Origin of the sequence: Buchnera aphidicola (Sipha maydis) (genome assembly GCF_024029855.1) — a bacterium.
Lineage (GTDB): Bacteria > Pseudomonadota > Gammaproteobacteria > Enterobacterales > Enterobacteriaceae > Buchnera_J > Buchnera_J aphidicola_BI.
In genome coordinates, this window is record NZ_CP097205.1 from 276,583 (window position 1) to 290,097 (window position 13,515).

Consider the following 13,515-nt stretch of genomic DNA (forward strand, 5'->3'; position numbering starts at 1 on the left):
TTGAAATATATTACAATATATGAAATATCAAAAAAATTTTCATAAATTTAAAATTTTTAACATTAAATATTAATTTAATAATGTTCACACTGAAAAATGATATTGTGTTTAAATTTTTTAATCTATAAAAAATACTTCTTCAATAGAACTTAAATTATAAGATTAAAGTTTTATGAAAAATTTCTTTAAAAAATTTCATATTTTATAAATTAATTTTTTTTAAAATATTATGAAAAAAAATTATTTATTTAAAGAAATATAAAATACTTATAATATATACAACTACTTTCTTAAATATATTTATTGTATTAAACAAAATAAAAAAATGAAAAAATTAAAAATACTTAAATATCCTAATAAAAAATTAAGAAAAATAGCAAAACCAGTAAAAAAATTTGATAAAAAATTAAAAACACTAGTTAAAAAAATGTTCTATATTATGTATAAAAAACAAGGAATTGGATTAGCTGCAATACAAGTAAATATTCCTTTACAAATTATTGTTATAGATAAAATACATAATTTAAAAAATCCACTAATATTAATTAATCCAAAAATAAAAAAAAAATTTGGAAAAATTCTAAAAATTGAAGAAGGTTGTTTATCTATCCCAAAGTATAGGTATATAACTTATGTCAGAAAAAAATATATTCTTGTGAAAGCTTATGATATTTATGGAAAAAAATTTATTTTACATGCGCAAGATATTTTATCATTATGTATTCAACATGAAATAGATCATTTGAAAGGAAAATTATTTATTGATTATTTATCTCTTTTAAAACAAAATAGAATCCATAAAAAATTAACAAAAAAAATCCATTAATCTAAATGAGTATAAAAAAAATTTTTTTTGCAGGAACAAATAAATTTTCTGCAATACATTTAAACCAATTAATTTTAAAAAAATTTAATGTTATATACGTATTAACAAAACCAGATAAAAAATGCGGAAGAGGAAAAAAAAAAAAACATTCTGCAGTAAAAAAAATTGCTCTAGAATATAAAATTCCAATTTTCCAACCAAAATCATTGAATTCAATAATAAGTAAAAAATTTTTTATAAAAAAAAAAGCGGATATTATGATAGTTGTTTCTTATGGAGTCATTATTCCTACAGAAATAATTAACACTTTTCCATATGGTTGTATCAATCTACATACCTCCTTATTACCTAAATTTCGTGGTCCATCTCCAATACAGTCAGCGATTCTTTCTGGAGAAAAAAAAACTGGAATTACCATTATTCAAATAAATAAAAAAATTGATTCCGGAGATATTTTATATAAAAAATCTTTAATAATTAAAAAAAATGATACTTGTAAAAGTTTAAGTCAAAAACTATCTATAATAGGAAAAAAATCTTTAGTTAAATTTTTAAAAATTATTTCATCTCAAAAAATAAAAAAAATTAAACAAATAGAAAAAAAAGCAACATATACGAAAATAATTAAAAAGAAAGACGGATTAATTGATTGGAATACATATGCAATAAATATTGAAAGAAAAATTCGAGCTTTTAATCCATGGCCTAGTTCATATTTTTTTATAAACAAAAATATGATTAAAGTATGGAAAGCAAAAATAATTAATTCTCATATTCAAGATACACCTGGAAAAATTCTTGAAGCTAACAAAAATGGCATATTAATTTCTACAAAAAAAAAAATAATTAAATTAATAGAACTACAATTTCCAGGAAAAAAAAGAAATCATGTTAAAGATATCATAAATTCTCATAAAAACCTTTTTCTAGTAGGTAGTAGACTAAATTAAAAATTTATGTCTAGTAAATAAAAAACAAACGGCATAAAATACCGTTTGTTTTTTTTTATATAAAACATTTTAAATTTTATTTTTTTGAAAAATTATTTTTATGTATTTTCTCTCTATCAACTAATAAAACATACGCCATAGGAGATTTATCTCCATTTCTAAAACCACATTTTATAATTTTCAGATAACCGCCATTTCTATTAAAAAAAAAGGGTCCTAAATCTTTAAAAAGTTTATGCACAAGATAATTATTTCTAATTTTAGAAAATATTAATCTTCTATTAGGTATATTATCTATTTTAGAAACAGTAATGATTGGCTCAATAATTCTTCGTAATTCTTTTGATTTTGCTAAAGTAGTCTTTACTCTTTCATATAATAACAACGAACAACTTAAATTATTTAACATAGCTTTCAAATGACTACTATTTCTATTTAATTTACGACCAATTTTTTTATGTCGCATAATATATAGTATTCCTCCTCTTCAAAAAAAAAAAAAAAAAAAAAAAAAAAAATCTTATTTTTCTGTAATACTCTTCGGAGGCCAATTCTCTAATTTAGTTCCTAAAGACAAACCACGCGATGCTAGAATATCTTTAATTTCAGTTAATGATTTTTTTCCAAGATTTGGAGTTTTTAATAAGTCTACTTCCGTTTTTTGAACTAAATCTCCAATATAATGTATTGATTCTGCTTTTAAACAATTTGCAGACCTGACAGTTAATTCTAAATCATCTACAGGTTTCAATAAAATAACGTCAAACTCCGGTTTAATCACTTGCTCTATAGGTTCGCAAATATCTTTTAAATCTACAAAAGCTTCTAATTGATCTGATAAAATTGTTGCTGCTTTTCTGATAGAATCTTCTGGATCAATTGTTCCATTTGTTTCTAGTTCTATAATTAATTTATCTAAATCTGTTCTTTGTTTAACACGTGCAGATTCGACGAGATAAGAAATACGTTCTATTGGACTATAACATGCATCAACAAATAATTTACCAATATTATTTTCTTTTTTTTGATTTTGCATACGAGATGATGCAGTAGAATATCCTCTCCCTCTTTGAACTTTTATTTTCATATTTATAGAAGCATTTTCATCTGTCAAATGACAAATTAAATGGTCTAATTTAATAATTTCAACACTAGAATCACATTTAATATCCGAAGCTGTAACTTTGCAAATTCCTTTTTTTTGTATAATTAAATTTGCAGAATTTTTTCCATGAATATTAACCGCTAAATCTTTCAAATTTAATAATATCTCAAGAATATCTTCACGCACTCCTACTTTATTAGTATATTCATGTAAAATTCCATCTATTTCAACTTCTGTCACAGCGCATCCAGGTAAAGATGATAAAAGAACTCTACGAAGAGCATTTCCTAAAGTATGTCCGAATCCACGTTCTAAAGGTTCTAAAGTGACCTTAGCATGAGTAACACTAAATTGCTTAATATCAACTAAACGTGGTTTCAAAAAATTTATTAATGAATCAGACATCACATGCAACCTTTTAAAATAATTATTTCGAATAAAGTTCTACAATTAAATGTTCTTTAATTTCAGAAGATAACTCTGTACGATCAGGAACTCTTTGAAAAATTCCTGTCATTTTTTTTGTATCAACATCTATCCAAGAAACTTTTTCACGTTGCTCAGATAATTCTAAAGAAGCTTTAATTCTTAAATATTTTTGAAACTTATTTCGTATTTTAATTATATCATTAGGAAATACTTGATATGAAGGAATGTTTACAATTTTATCATTAACTTGAATATATTTATGACTAACTAGTTGTCTTGCTTCAGCTCTAGTTGTACTAAATCCCATTCTATAAATTATATTATCTAATCTATTTTCTAATAATTGTAATAATTTTTCTCCAGTATTCCCTTTAGATTTCGCTGCTAATCTATAATATTTTCTAAATTGTTTTTCTAATACTCCATATAAACGACGAACTTTTTGTTTCTCACGCAATTGTAATCCATAATCTGATAATCTTTGCTTTTTTAAACCATGTTGACCAGGTAAATGATCAATTTTGCATTTTGATCCAATATTTCTTAATCCTGATTTTAAATATAAATCTGTTCCTTCTCTACGACTTAATTTTAACTTCGGACCCAAATATTTAGCCATACATCTTCCCTCTTATCAAACTTAAACTCTTCTTTTTTTCGGAGGTCTACACCCATTATGTGGAATAGGAGTCACATCCGTAATATTAGTAATACGAAATCCTGCTGTATTTAATGCACGTATTGTGGATTCTCTACCAGGTCCAGGGCCTTTAACCATTACTTCAAGATTTTTTAAACCATAATCTTTAATTTTTTCTACACATTTCTCTGCTGCAACCTGCGCTGCAAAAGGAGTTGATTTTCTAGAACCTCGAAATCCAGATCCACCAGAAGTTGCCCATCCCAAAGCATTTCCCTGTTTATCAGTAATTGTTACAATTGTATTATTAAAAGAAGCATAAATATGCGCAACTCCATCTGTTATTTTTTTTTTAATTCTTTTTTTAATACGATTTTTTTTTTTCGGCATATTTTTTCCTAAATTATTTTTTGATTAATTTACGTGGTCCCTTCCTAGTTCGTGCGTTAGTTTTTGTACGCTGACCGCGTACTGGAAGTTTTTTACGATGACGCATTCCTCTATAACACCCAAGATCTATTAAACGTTTAATACTTAAAATTTTAGTTCGACGTAAATCACCTTCAACAATAAATTTCAAAACTTCAGACCTTAACATAGAAATTTGATTTTCCGTTAATTCTCTAATTTTTATTGATTCAGAAATATTTAAATTCCTACATATAATTTTAGCACGAGATTTTCCAATACCATAAATGTATGTTAAAGAAATCAAAGTGCGTTTTTGATCAGGAATATTAATTCCTGCAATACGTGCCAATTTAAACTCCTTATTTATAAATATAAAATAAAATTTTATTAAAATTACCCTTGTTTCTGTTTATGTTTCGGACTATTTTTACATATAACACGCATAACATTTCTTCTACGTATAATTTTACAATTCCTGCATAACTTTTTTATAGAAGTTCGAACTTTCATATTTTTTCACTTTTATTTAAAAAAAAATTATTTTTATAAATTTAAATTTGCTCTTTTAAATGAAGATTTATATTGTTTTGACAACAACAAAGTTTGTATGTGCAATATCAAATCTATAATTACTACAACAACAATTAATAACGATGTCCCTCCAAAATAAAACGGTGTATGCATAACTTGACGCATAAATTCTGGAATTAAACATATCAATACAATATAAATTGAATTTACAAATGTTAATTTAAACATAATTTTTTGAATGTACTCAGAAGTATTCTTCCCAGGTCTAATTCCTTGAATAAATGCTCCTGATTTTTTTAAATTCTCAGAAGTTTCTCGCGCATTGAAAGCTAAATTAGTATAAAAAAAACAGAAAAAAATTATAGATATCGCATAAAAAATAATATATATCGATTTTCCAGGTTGAAAATTATCAAAAAGAATATTAAAAAAATTTAAAGAATTTTTATGATAATCTCTTAACCAAGAAATAATTGTCAATGGAAATAAAATAATACTAGAAGCAAAAATTGCTGGAATTACTCCAGACATATTAATTTTTAAAGGTAAATGTGAGACTTGCGTCAAATGCATTTTATATCTTTGTTGTTGATTTGAATAATAAATCGGTATTTTCCGTTGACTTTTTTCTATAAAAACTACAAAAAAAATAATCAAAAAAATAAATAATAATGATAAAATAAACAACATAAAATGAAAATGTCCTAATTTTAGTTCAGATATAGTATGGGAAATTACAACTGGCAAATGAGAAACAATACCTGCAAAAATCATGACAGAAATTCCATTTCCTATTCCATTTTCTGTAATCAAATCACCTAACCAAATTAAAAAAATTGTACCAGTAACTAAACTAATAATTGCAGTTATATAAAAAACAGCATCTAATTTAAAAATTAAACGTCTTATTCCTGGAATATTTGATAAACTTAAAGAAATCCCAGAAGCTTGTATGATAGCTATTACTAACGTTAAATTTTTTGTATATTGATTAATTTTAATACGACCAACTTCACCTTCTTTTTTTAAATTTTTCCAAGAAGGATATATAAAAGTCAATAATTGTACAATAATTGAAGAAGAAATATAAGGCATAATTCCTAAAGAAAAAATTGAAGCTCTACTTAATGCTCCTCCAGAAAAAATATTTAACATCTCAACAAGAGTTCCTTCTTGATGATTTAATAATTTTGATAAAGCAAAAATATCAATTCCAGGAATAGGAATAAAAGATCCTAAACGAAAAATAATTAAAGCAAAAATTAAAAATAAAACTCTTTTTTGTATATCAGAAAAATTTACTCTGATATCTTGATAATTTAACCCTAAATTAAATTTTTCCATGTTATTATTTTATTCCTCAATTGTTCCCCCGCAAGATTCAATAATTTTACGTGCACCTTTTGTAACTTTAATTCCTTTTACAATTATAGGAAAATTAATAATCCCAGAAGAAATTATTTTGACATACCTTATACAAGAGTTAATAATGTTTCTCTTGATTAAATTCTTTAAATTTACTATTTCATTTTTCTTAAAAGATAATAATTCAGATAATCTCACTTCTGTACTATATTTTTTTTTACAAGACACAAACCCAAATTTTGGAATTCTTCGATAAAATGGTGTTTGACCACCTTCAAACCCTCTACGAATTCCACCTCCAGTTCTAGATTTCTGACCTTTATGCCCTCTTCCAGAAGTTTTTCCAAAACCAGAACCAATACCCCTTCCCAAACGTTTTTTTTTTTTATTTCTACAATCTAAAAAAACAGTATTTAAATACATAAAGATCCTCGTCTATCTTCTTACTTCTAAAAGATAAAAAACTTTTTTTATCATTCCTAAAATAGATTTATTTTGCTTTCTTTTCACAATATGATTAATACGACGTAAACCTAAACCTTTTAAAATTAATTTATGTTTAGGTAATATTCCAATACTACTTTTAATTTGTTTAATAATAAAAAATTTTCCCATTTTTATTTACTCCAATATTTCTTTCATAGATTTATTTCTTTTTTGTGAAATATATTTAGGAGATTTCATGTTACATAAACCATTTATTGTTGCACGAACTACGTTAATTGGGTTTGTTGATCCATAAGTTTTTGCTAAAACATTTTGTATACCCGAAACTTCAAAAACTGCTCTCATCGCTCCTCCTGCAATTATCCCAGTTCCTTTAGAAGCAGGTTTCATAAATATTTTCGAACTCGTAAAAGATTGTTTAACTGAGTACTGTAAAGTATTATTTACAATTTGAAAACTAACCATATTACGACGAGCTTTTTCCATAGCTTTTTGAATAGCAAAAGGAACTTCTCTAGCCTTTCCATATCCAAATCCAACTTTTCCATTTTTGTTTCCTACAACCGCTAACGCAGTAAAAGAAAAAATCCTTCCGCCTTTAACAGTTTTTGAAACACGATTGACAGTAATCAACTTCTCTTTTAATTCGCCAATATTCTTTTTTTCAATATTATTAATCATATAATAGTTTTACCTTAAAACTGAAGTCCACATTTACGAGCAGAATTCGCTAATGATTGAATTCTACCATGATATTTAAATCCAGAACGATCAAAAGAAACCCTTTTAATTCCTTTTTTTAAAGCTCTTTGAGCTATAATTTTTCCAATCAATTTAGAAGATTCTTGATTTCCAGTATAATTCAGTTTTCTTTGGATATTTTTTTCTAAAGTAGATGCATAAGCTAAAACAGAAAAATTATCTTTAGAAATAATTTGAGCATATATATGACGCGAAGTTCGATGTATAACTAAACGTGTCACACGTAATCTTTTTAATTTCATGCGAATTTTCAAAGATCGTTTTTTTCTCATAAAAATTCTATTCTTGACAACTTTCATTACTTTTTTTTCGCCTCTTTTATTCTTACAAATTCATTTGCATATCTTATACCTTTTCCTTTATACGCATCAGGTTTACGAAAATTTCTTAAATTTTCTGCTACTTGTCCTACTAACCTTTTATCTATTCCTTTAATGACAATTTCCGTTTGAGATTTTAATTCAGCTGATATACCTATAGGTAAATCATATATAACGCTATGAGAATAACCTAAAGACATCACAATTTTTTCTTGTTTACTTCCTTCTAATGAAAATCGATATCCTACACCTACTAAATTTAACTGTTTAAAAAATCCAATAGTCACTCCAATAATCATGGAATTAATTAATGAACGAGAAGTTCCAGCATGCATCCATCCTATTCCAGAAGATATTCGTGATTTAAAACTTAGAACATTATTTTTATAGTTTATTTGAACAGAATCATGTAATATAAGTTTTAATCTACCTTTAATACCTTTTATAACAACTTCTTGTTTATTAATTTTGATAATAACATTCTTGGGAACTATAATTGAACGCTTAGCAATTCTAGACATACTTTCTCCTATTAAGAGACATAACAAATAATTTCACCACCTACACCTTGTTTCTTTGCTTCTTTATCAGATAAAATTCCTTTTGAAGTAGAAATTATAACAATTCCTAAACCCGACATAACGCTCGGTATATCATCTTTATTTTTATATACTCTTAATCCAGGTTTGCTAACACGTATAATATTTTCTATTACAGGATTACCTTGAAAATATTTTAAAAAAATTTCTAAATAAGGTTTATCAGATTTGTTAGACAAAATTTCTTTAATATATCCTTCTCTTTGTAATAATATAGCAATTTCTTGTTTAAAATAAGAAAAAGGAATTTTTACAGAAATTTTTTTAGCAAATTGACCATTTTTAATCCGTACAAACATATCTGCTACAGGATCATGTATACTCATAACATTCTTTCCTAATATTTTTAAAAAATTTTACCAACTTGATTTTCTTAAACCTGGAATTTCTCCTCTCATTGCAGCTTCTCTTAACTTTATTCTACTTAAACCAAATTTTCTTAAAAATCCATGTGGTCTACCAGTTAATAAACAACGATTTCTTTTTCGAGAAGAGCTAGAATCTCTAGGTAATTTTTGTAATTTAAAAACAGCATTTAAACGTTCTTTTTCTGATATTTTTAAATTAAGAACTAAAGACTTTAAATGCATTCTTTTTTTATAAAACTTTTTTACTAAATATGCACGCTTTAATTCTCTTTCTTTCATTGACTGCTTTGCCATAAAAAAATTAATCCTTATAAACTTATTTCCGAAAAGGAAAATTAAATTTCGATAATAAAAATAAAGCCTCTTCATTAGAATTAGCTGTAGTTACAATAGTGATATTAAATCCTCTAATATTATCAATTTTTTCATAATCTATTTCAGGAAAAATTATTTGTTCTTTAATTCCAAAATTATAATTTCCAAAACCATCAAAAGAATTTCTTGAAAATCCTCTAAAATCTCTAATTCTTGGAATAACAATATTTATTAATTTATTGAAAAAATGCCATTTCCTTAAACCACGTAAAGTAACTTTACATCCAATAGAATACCCTTTTCTAATTTTAAAACCTGCAATAGATTTTTTTGCTCGTGTAATACATGCTTTTTGTCCAGAAATTAAAGTTAAATCAGAAATTGCGCAATCTAATTTCTTTTTATTAACAATAGAATCTCCTACACCAATATTTAAAGAAATTTTATCTATTTTTGGAACTTGCATAATAGAAGTGTAATTAAATTTTTTTAAAAATTCTGGAACAATTTTTTCCCTATAAAAACTTAACATATCTTTCATTATTAAATTCCACTCACTCTATACAAATATTATTTGATTTAAAAAAACGAATTTTTTTTCCATTTTTAAATTTAAATCCAATTCTATCAGGCTTATTTGTTTCTGGATTTAAAATCGCTATATTAGAAACATGTAAATAAGATTCTTTTTGTAAAATACCACCTTTTTGATTTCTCGAAGGAACAGGTTTTTGATGTTTTTTAACCATATTAATACCTTCAACAATTACCTTATCTTTTGATAAAAATTTTTTTATAATTCCTATTTTACCTTTCTCTTTTCCTGCTATAACAATTACTTTATCATTAAAACGTATTTTAGCAGCCATTATCTTATCCCGTTAAAAAATAATTTTTATAATACTTCTGGAGCTAAAGATATAATTTTCATAAATTTTTCTACACGTAATTCACGCGTTACAGGGCCAAAAATACGCGTACCAATAGGCTGTTCATTATTATTTAAAATAACGCAAGAATTACTATCAAATCTAATTAAAGATCCATCAGATCTTCTAATTCCTTTTTTAGTTCTGACAATAACAGCCTTTAAAACTTCTCCTTTTTTTACTTTCCCTCTTGGTATAGCATCTTTGACAGCAATCTTAATAATATCTCCAATATTTGCATATCTTTTTTTAGATCCACCCAATACCTTAATACACATTACAGAACGCGCTCCTGAATTATCTGCAGCCTGTAAAACAGTTTGCTCTTGAATCATATATTAAAATACCTTATATTTAATTTTAATAAAAAAAATTAATATGCTAGAAAACATGAAAAAAAATTTATCATGTTCTCTAAAATATTATTTTAAAAAACATTTTTCTTAACAATCTCTACTAAAGTCCAAGATTTAGTTTTGGAAATTGGGCGACATTCTTTAATAATTACTTGATCTCCAATAGAACATTGATTTTTTTCATCATGAACATGTAATTTCGTTCTTTTTTTAATAAATTTTTTATATATCGGATGTTTAATAAATCTTTCAACAACAACTATAATAGATTTTTGCATACGATTACTTTTTACATATCCTTGTAAAAATTTACTTTTTTCTGACATATTTTTTTTCCTGTTCAGACAATATCGTTTTTAAAATCGCAATTTTTTTTCTATTTTCTTTTAATAAATGCGTATTTTGTAATTTTTTATTAGATAATTGCATTTTTAAATTAAATTTTTCTCTTAAAAGACTTATTAATTCTAAATTTAAATCCTCATATTTTTTTTTTCTTAATTCATTTACTTTCATAAGTTTTCCATTTTTAATATAAAAGTCGTCTTAACAGGTAATTTAGCTGATGCTAACTTTAAAGATTTACGAGCAAGTTCTTCCGAAACTCCACTTAACTCATATATTATTTTCCCTGGTTTTATTAAAGATACCCAATACTCTACATTCCCTTTTCCTTTCCCCATTCTCACTTCTATCGGTTTTTGTGTAATCGGTTTATCTGGAAAAACACGTATTCTTAATTTTCCTATTCTTTTTAAAAATCCTACAATGCATTTTCTTCCTGCTTCAAGTTGAGAAACAGTAATACGACCACGTGTAATAGCTTGTAAACCAAATGGAGAAAAAAGTAAATCACTATTTAAACACATTCCTCTATTACGTCCTTTATGCATTTTTTGATACTTACTCTTACGAGGAATCAATTTTATCATAAATCAATTTCCTTATTTAACGAATTCTCTTATTTTTTTTAAAATTTTCTCGAATTTTAATATTTTTCTCAATTTCTGGCATTCCACCTAAAATTTCTCCCTTAAATATCCAAACTTTGACTCCAACAACTCCATAAGTTGTATGAGCTTCTAACGAACTATAATCAATATCTGCTCTTAAAGTATGTAATGGAACACGTCCCTCTCTTTGCCATTCCGTTCTAGCGATTTCAGAACCCCCTAATCTTCCGCTGATTTCAACTTTAATCCCTTCAGCTCCATGTCTCATAGAATTTTGTATAGCTCTTTTCATTACTCTACGAAACATAACTCTTCTCTCTAATTGAGATACTATATTATCTGCAACTAATTTTGCATCTAACTCAGGTTTTCTAACTTCTGAAATAGTTATTTGAGATGGAACTTGAGAAATATGAGAAACCATTTTTCTTAATTTCTCAATATCTTCTCCTCTCTTCCCAATTACAATTCCAGGTCTTGCAGTATATATAATTATCTTTATTGTTTTAGATGGTCTCTCAATAATTATTTTTGATATTGAAGCTCGAGATAATTTCTTAAACAAAAATTGACGCACTTGATAATCATTATTTAAATAACTAGAAAAATTTTTACTATTCGCAAACCATATTGAATTCCATTTTTTTATAATTCCTAATCTCATTCCATGTGGATGTACTTTTTGCCCCATTATGAAATATCTCCAAAATCATCAATTTGATAATACAATTTTAATATTACTAGTACGCTTCAATATTTGATCTGCTCTTCCTTTTGCTCTAGGTAACATTCTTTTCATAGTTGGTCCTTGGTCTATTAAAATCTCGCTAATTTTAAGTAAATCAATATCTGCTCCACTATTATTTTCAGCATTAGCAATGGCAGATTCTAATACTTTTTTAATTAATAAAGCTGCTTTTTTATTAGAAAAATTTAATATATTTATTGCTTGATCAACTTTTTTTCCACGAATACAATTTGCTACTAATCTTAGTTTTTGAGCTGAAGAACGAACTTTCTTATATTTAGCTAAAATTTTCAAATTTCTAACCTCTTACACAAAAATTTATCTTTTTTTAATTTTTCTATCAGCTGCATGACTTCTAAAAGTTCTTGTTAAAGAAAATTCACCTAGCTTATGACCAACCATTTCTTCTGTAATAAAAACAGGAATATGTCTTTTCCCATTATGTACTAAAAAAGTTAAACCAATCATATTGGGAAAAATAGTAGATCTTCTTGACCATGTTTTAATAGGTTTTTTATCTTTTTTTGAACGAGCTAATTCTACCTTTTTAAATAAACTTTCATCAATATAAGGTCCTTTTTTTAAAGAACGAGGCATAATAAAATTTTCCTATATTTTAAATTATTTTTTACGAAAACGAATAATAAATTTCTTTGTTCTTTTATTTTTTCTTGTTTTTTTTCCTTTTGTTTGTACTCCCCAAGGTGTAACAGGATGTTTACCAAAATTTTTTCCTTCTCCACCACCATGTGGATGATCAATAGGATTCATTGCTGTTCCACGTACAGTCGGACGTACTCCTCTCCAACGAGAAACTCCAGCCTTACCAAAAACTTTTAACATATGTTCAGAATTTCCAACTTCACCAATAGTTGCTCTACATATAGATAAAATTTTTCTTATTTCTCCAGAACGCATTCGTACACTCACATATTTTTCCTCTTTAGAAATTATTTGTAAATAACTTCCCGCAGAACGCGCTAATTGTCCACCTCTTCCAGGTTTTAATTCTACATTATGTATTAAAGATCCTACAGGAATGTTTTGCATAGGTAAAGCATTTCCTAATTTTATTTCTACAGTCGTACCAGAACAAATTTTATCTCCGATTTTTATTCCTTTAGGCGCTAAAATATATTTATAACATCCATCTTTATATAAGATTAAAGCAATATGAGAAGAACGATTTGGATCATATTCTAAACGTACTACAGTAGCTACAACATTATCTTTATTTCTTTTAAAATCAATAATACGATATGCTCTTTTATGGCCTCCTCCAATATGTCGTGTAGTTATTCTTCCTTGATTGTTTCGTCCACCACTTTTATTTTTTTTTTTTAATAAATTAGCAAATGGTTTTCCTCTATGTAAAAAAGAATGTACTACTTTAATAACATGACGACGTCCTGGTGAAGTTGGTTTACATTTAACGATTGTCATAAATAAAATTCTCTAATT

At 25.8% G+C, this 13,515-nt stretch carries 26 protein-coding genes; 2 read left to right on the forward strand and 24 right to left on the reverse strand.

The annotated features are described in order from the left end of the window. Nucleotides 1–325: 325 nt before the first annotated feature. Both def and fmt read left to right on the forward strand, forming a co-directional pair. Nucleotides 326–826 carry a peptide deformylase gene (gene def / locus M3Y47_RS01240; protein ID WP_252839279.1) on the forward strand — a complete coding sequence of 167 codons (501 nt, stop codon included), beginning with the start codon at nucleotides 326–328 and terminating at the stop codon, nucleotides 824–826. Nucleotides 827–831: 5 nt separating this feature from the next. Beyond that, nucleotides 832–1,776 (forward strand): methionyl-tRNA formyltransferase, encoded by a 945-nt coding sequence (fmt, locus tag M3Y47_RS01245; protein ID WP_252839280.1) that lies wholly within the window; start codon nucleotides 832–834, stop codon nucleotides 1,774–1,776. A gap of 76 nt (nucleotides 1,777–1,852) precedes the next feature. Here the strand turns inward: fmt and rplQ are convergent, their stop codons facing one another. The 24 genes from rplQ to rplB form a co-directional block, all read right to left on the reverse strand. After that, a complete protein-coding gene (gene rplQ / locus M3Y47_RS01250; RefSeq protein WP_252839281.1) occupies nucleotides 1,853–2,242 on the reverse strand; it encodes a 50S ribosomal protein L17 in 390 nt (129 codons plus the stop codon). Nucleotides 2,243–2,296: 54 nt separating this feature from the next. Next, a complete protein-coding gene (locus M3Y47_RS01255) occupies nucleotides 2,297–3,286 on the reverse strand; it encodes a DNA-directed RNA polymerase subunit alpha (RefSeq protein ID WP_252839282.1) in 990 nt (329 codons plus the stop codon). Between the two features lie 22 nt (nucleotides 3,287–3,308). Beyond that, nucleotides 3,309–3,929, reverse strand: coding sequence for a 30S ribosomal protein S4 (gene rpsD, locus M3Y47_RS01260; RefSeq protein ID WP_252839283.1), 621 nt, complete (start codon nucleotides 3,927–3,929; stop codon nucleotides 3,309–3,311). Nucleotides 3,930–3,950: 21 nt separating this feature from the next. Continuing rightward, on the reverse strand, nucleotides 3,951–4,340 hold the full coding sequence (gene rpsK, locus M3Y47_RS01265) for a 30S ribosomal protein S11 (RefSeq protein WP_252839284.1): 390 nt from the start codon (nucleotides 4,338–4,340) through the stop codon (nucleotides 3,951–3,953). Between the two features lie 13 nt (nucleotides 4,341–4,353). After that, entirely contained in the window at nucleotides 4,354–4,710 is a 357-nt protein-coding gene (rpsM, locus tag M3Y47_RS01270; protein ID WP_252839285.1) for a 30S ribosomal protein S13, read from the reverse strand. A 44-nt stretch (nucleotides 4,711–4,754) separates the two neighbouring features. Further along, on the reverse strand, nucleotides 4,755–4,871 hold the full coding sequence (rpmJ, locus tag M3Y47_RS01275) for a 50S ribosomal protein L36 (protein WP_252839286.1): 117 nt from the start codon (nucleotides 4,869–4,871) through the stop codon (nucleotides 4,755–4,757). Nucleotides 4,872–4,904: 33 nt separating this feature from the next. Then, a complete protein-coding gene (gene secY, locus M3Y47_RS01280) occupies nucleotides 4,905–6,236 on the reverse strand; it encodes a preprotein translocase subunit SecY (protein ID WP_252839287.1) in 1,332 nt (443 codons plus the stop codon). 9 nt (nucleotides 6,237–6,245) lie between these two features. Next, nucleotides 6,246–6,680, reverse strand: a complete 435-nt coding sequence (rplO, locus tag M3Y47_RS01285; protein WP_252839288.1) for a 50S ribosomal protein L15 — start codon at nucleotides 6,678–6,680, stop codon at nucleotides 6,246–6,248. A 12-nt stretch (nucleotides 6,681–6,692) separates the two neighbouring features. Next, the gene (gene rpmD / locus M3Y47_RS01290; protein ID WP_252839289.1) at nucleotides 6,693–6,872 is read right to left on the reverse strand and encodes a 50S ribosomal protein L30; all 180 of its coding nucleotides are present in this window, start codon (nucleotides 6,870–6,872) and stop codon (nucleotides 6,693–6,695) included. A 6-nt stretch (nucleotides 6,873–6,878) separates the two neighbouring features. Continuing rightward, nucleotides 6,879–7,385 (reverse strand): 30S ribosomal protein S5, encoded by a 507-nt coding sequence (rpsE, locus tag M3Y47_RS01295; protein WP_434475811.1) that lies wholly within the window; start codon nucleotides 7,383–7,385, stop codon nucleotides 6,879–6,881. Between the two features lie 14 nt (nucleotides 7,386–7,399). Then, a complete protein-coding gene (gene rplR / locus M3Y47_RS01300) occupies nucleotides 7,400–7,765 on the reverse strand; it encodes a 50S ribosomal protein L18 (RefSeq protein ID WP_252839290.1) in 366 nt (121 codons plus the stop codon). Then, on the reverse strand, nucleotides 7,765–8,307 hold the full coding sequence (rplF, locus tag M3Y47_RS01305) for a 50S ribosomal protein L6 (protein ID WP_252839291.1): 543 nt from the start codon (nucleotides 8,305–8,307) through the stop codon (nucleotides 7,765–7,767). Before rplF ends, rplR begins: the two co-directional genes overlap by 1 nt. 11 nt (nucleotides 8,308–8,318) lie before the next feature. Beyond that, the gene (rpsH, locus tag M3Y47_RS01310) at nucleotides 8,319–8,711 is read right to left on the reverse strand and encodes a 30S ribosomal protein S8 (RefSeq protein WP_252839292.1); all 393 of its coding nucleotides are present in this window, start codon (nucleotides 8,709–8,711) and stop codon (nucleotides 8,319–8,321) included. A 30-nt stretch (nucleotides 8,712–8,741) separates the two neighbouring features. Then, a complete protein-coding gene (gene rpsN / locus M3Y47_RS01315; RefSeq protein ID WP_252839293.1) occupies nucleotides 8,742–9,047 on the reverse strand; it encodes a 30S ribosomal protein S14 in 306 nt (101 codons plus the stop codon). Nucleotides 9,048–9,069: 22 nt separating this feature from the next. Further along, the gene (gene rplE, locus M3Y47_RS01320) at nucleotides 9,070–9,609 is read right to left on the reverse strand and encodes a 50S ribosomal protein L5 (protein WP_252839294.1); all 540 of its coding nucleotides are present in this window, start codon (nucleotides 9,607–9,609) and stop codon (nucleotides 9,070–9,072) included. A gap of 13 nt (nucleotides 9,610–9,622) precedes the next feature. Then, entirely contained in the window at nucleotides 9,623–9,937 is a 315-nt protein-coding gene (rplX, locus tag M3Y47_RS01325; RefSeq protein WP_252839295.1) for a 50S ribosomal protein L24, read from the reverse strand. Nucleotides 9,938–9,963: 26 nt separating this feature from the next. Next, complete coding sequence (rplN, locus tag M3Y47_RS01330) at nucleotides 9,964–10,332, reverse strand: 50S ribosomal protein L14 (RefSeq protein ID WP_252839296.1); 369 nt, start codon at nucleotides 10,330–10,332, stop codon at nucleotides 9,964–9,966. 92 nt (nucleotides 10,333–10,424) lie between these two features. Next, nucleotides 10,425–10,679: a 30S ribosomal protein S17 gene (rpsQ, locus tag M3Y47_RS01335; RefSeq protein WP_252839297.1), complete on the reverse strand. Its 255-nt coding sequence runs from the start codon at nucleotides 10,677–10,679 to the stop codon at nucleotides 10,425–10,427. After that, nucleotides 10,663–10,869, reverse strand: coding sequence for a 50S ribosomal protein L29 (gene rpmC / locus M3Y47_RS01340; protein WP_252839298.1), 207 nt, complete (start codon nucleotides 10,867–10,869; stop codon nucleotides 10,663–10,665). Before rpmC ends, rpsQ begins: the two co-directional genes overlap by 17 nt. After that, on the reverse strand, nucleotides 10,866–11,285 hold the full coding sequence (rplP, locus tag M3Y47_RS01345; RefSeq protein ID WP_252839299.1) for a 50S ribosomal protein L16: 420 nt from the start codon (nucleotides 11,283–11,285) through the stop codon (nucleotides 10,866–10,868). Before rplP ends, rpmC begins: the two co-directional genes overlap by 4 nt. Before the next feature lie 16 nt (nucleotides 11,286–11,301). Continuing rightward, nucleotides 11,302–11,997 (reverse strand): 30S ribosomal protein S3, encoded by a 696-nt coding sequence (rpsC, locus tag M3Y47_RS01350; protein ID WP_252839300.1) that lies wholly within the window; start codon nucleotides 11,995–11,997, stop codon nucleotides 11,302–11,304. Between the two features lie 21 nt (nucleotides 11,998–12,018). Next, entirely contained in the window at nucleotides 12,019–12,348 is a 330-nt protein-coding gene (gene rplV, locus M3Y47_RS01355; protein ID WP_252839301.1) for a 50S ribosomal protein L22, read from the reverse strand. Nucleotides 12,349–12,372: 24 nt separating this feature from the next. After that, nucleotides 12,373–12,651, reverse strand: coding sequence for a 30S ribosomal protein S19 (gene rpsS, locus M3Y47_RS01360; protein WP_252839302.1), 279 nt, complete (start codon nucleotides 12,649–12,651; stop codon nucleotides 12,373–12,375). A gap of 24 nt (nucleotides 12,652–12,675) precedes the next feature. After that, nucleotides 12,676–13,497, reverse strand: a complete 822-nt coding sequence (gene rplB, locus M3Y47_RS01365; RefSeq protein ID WP_252839303.1) for a 50S ribosomal protein L2 — start codon at nucleotides 13,495–13,497, stop codon at nucleotides 12,676–12,678. Nucleotides 13,498–13,515: the final 18 nt, after the last annotated feature.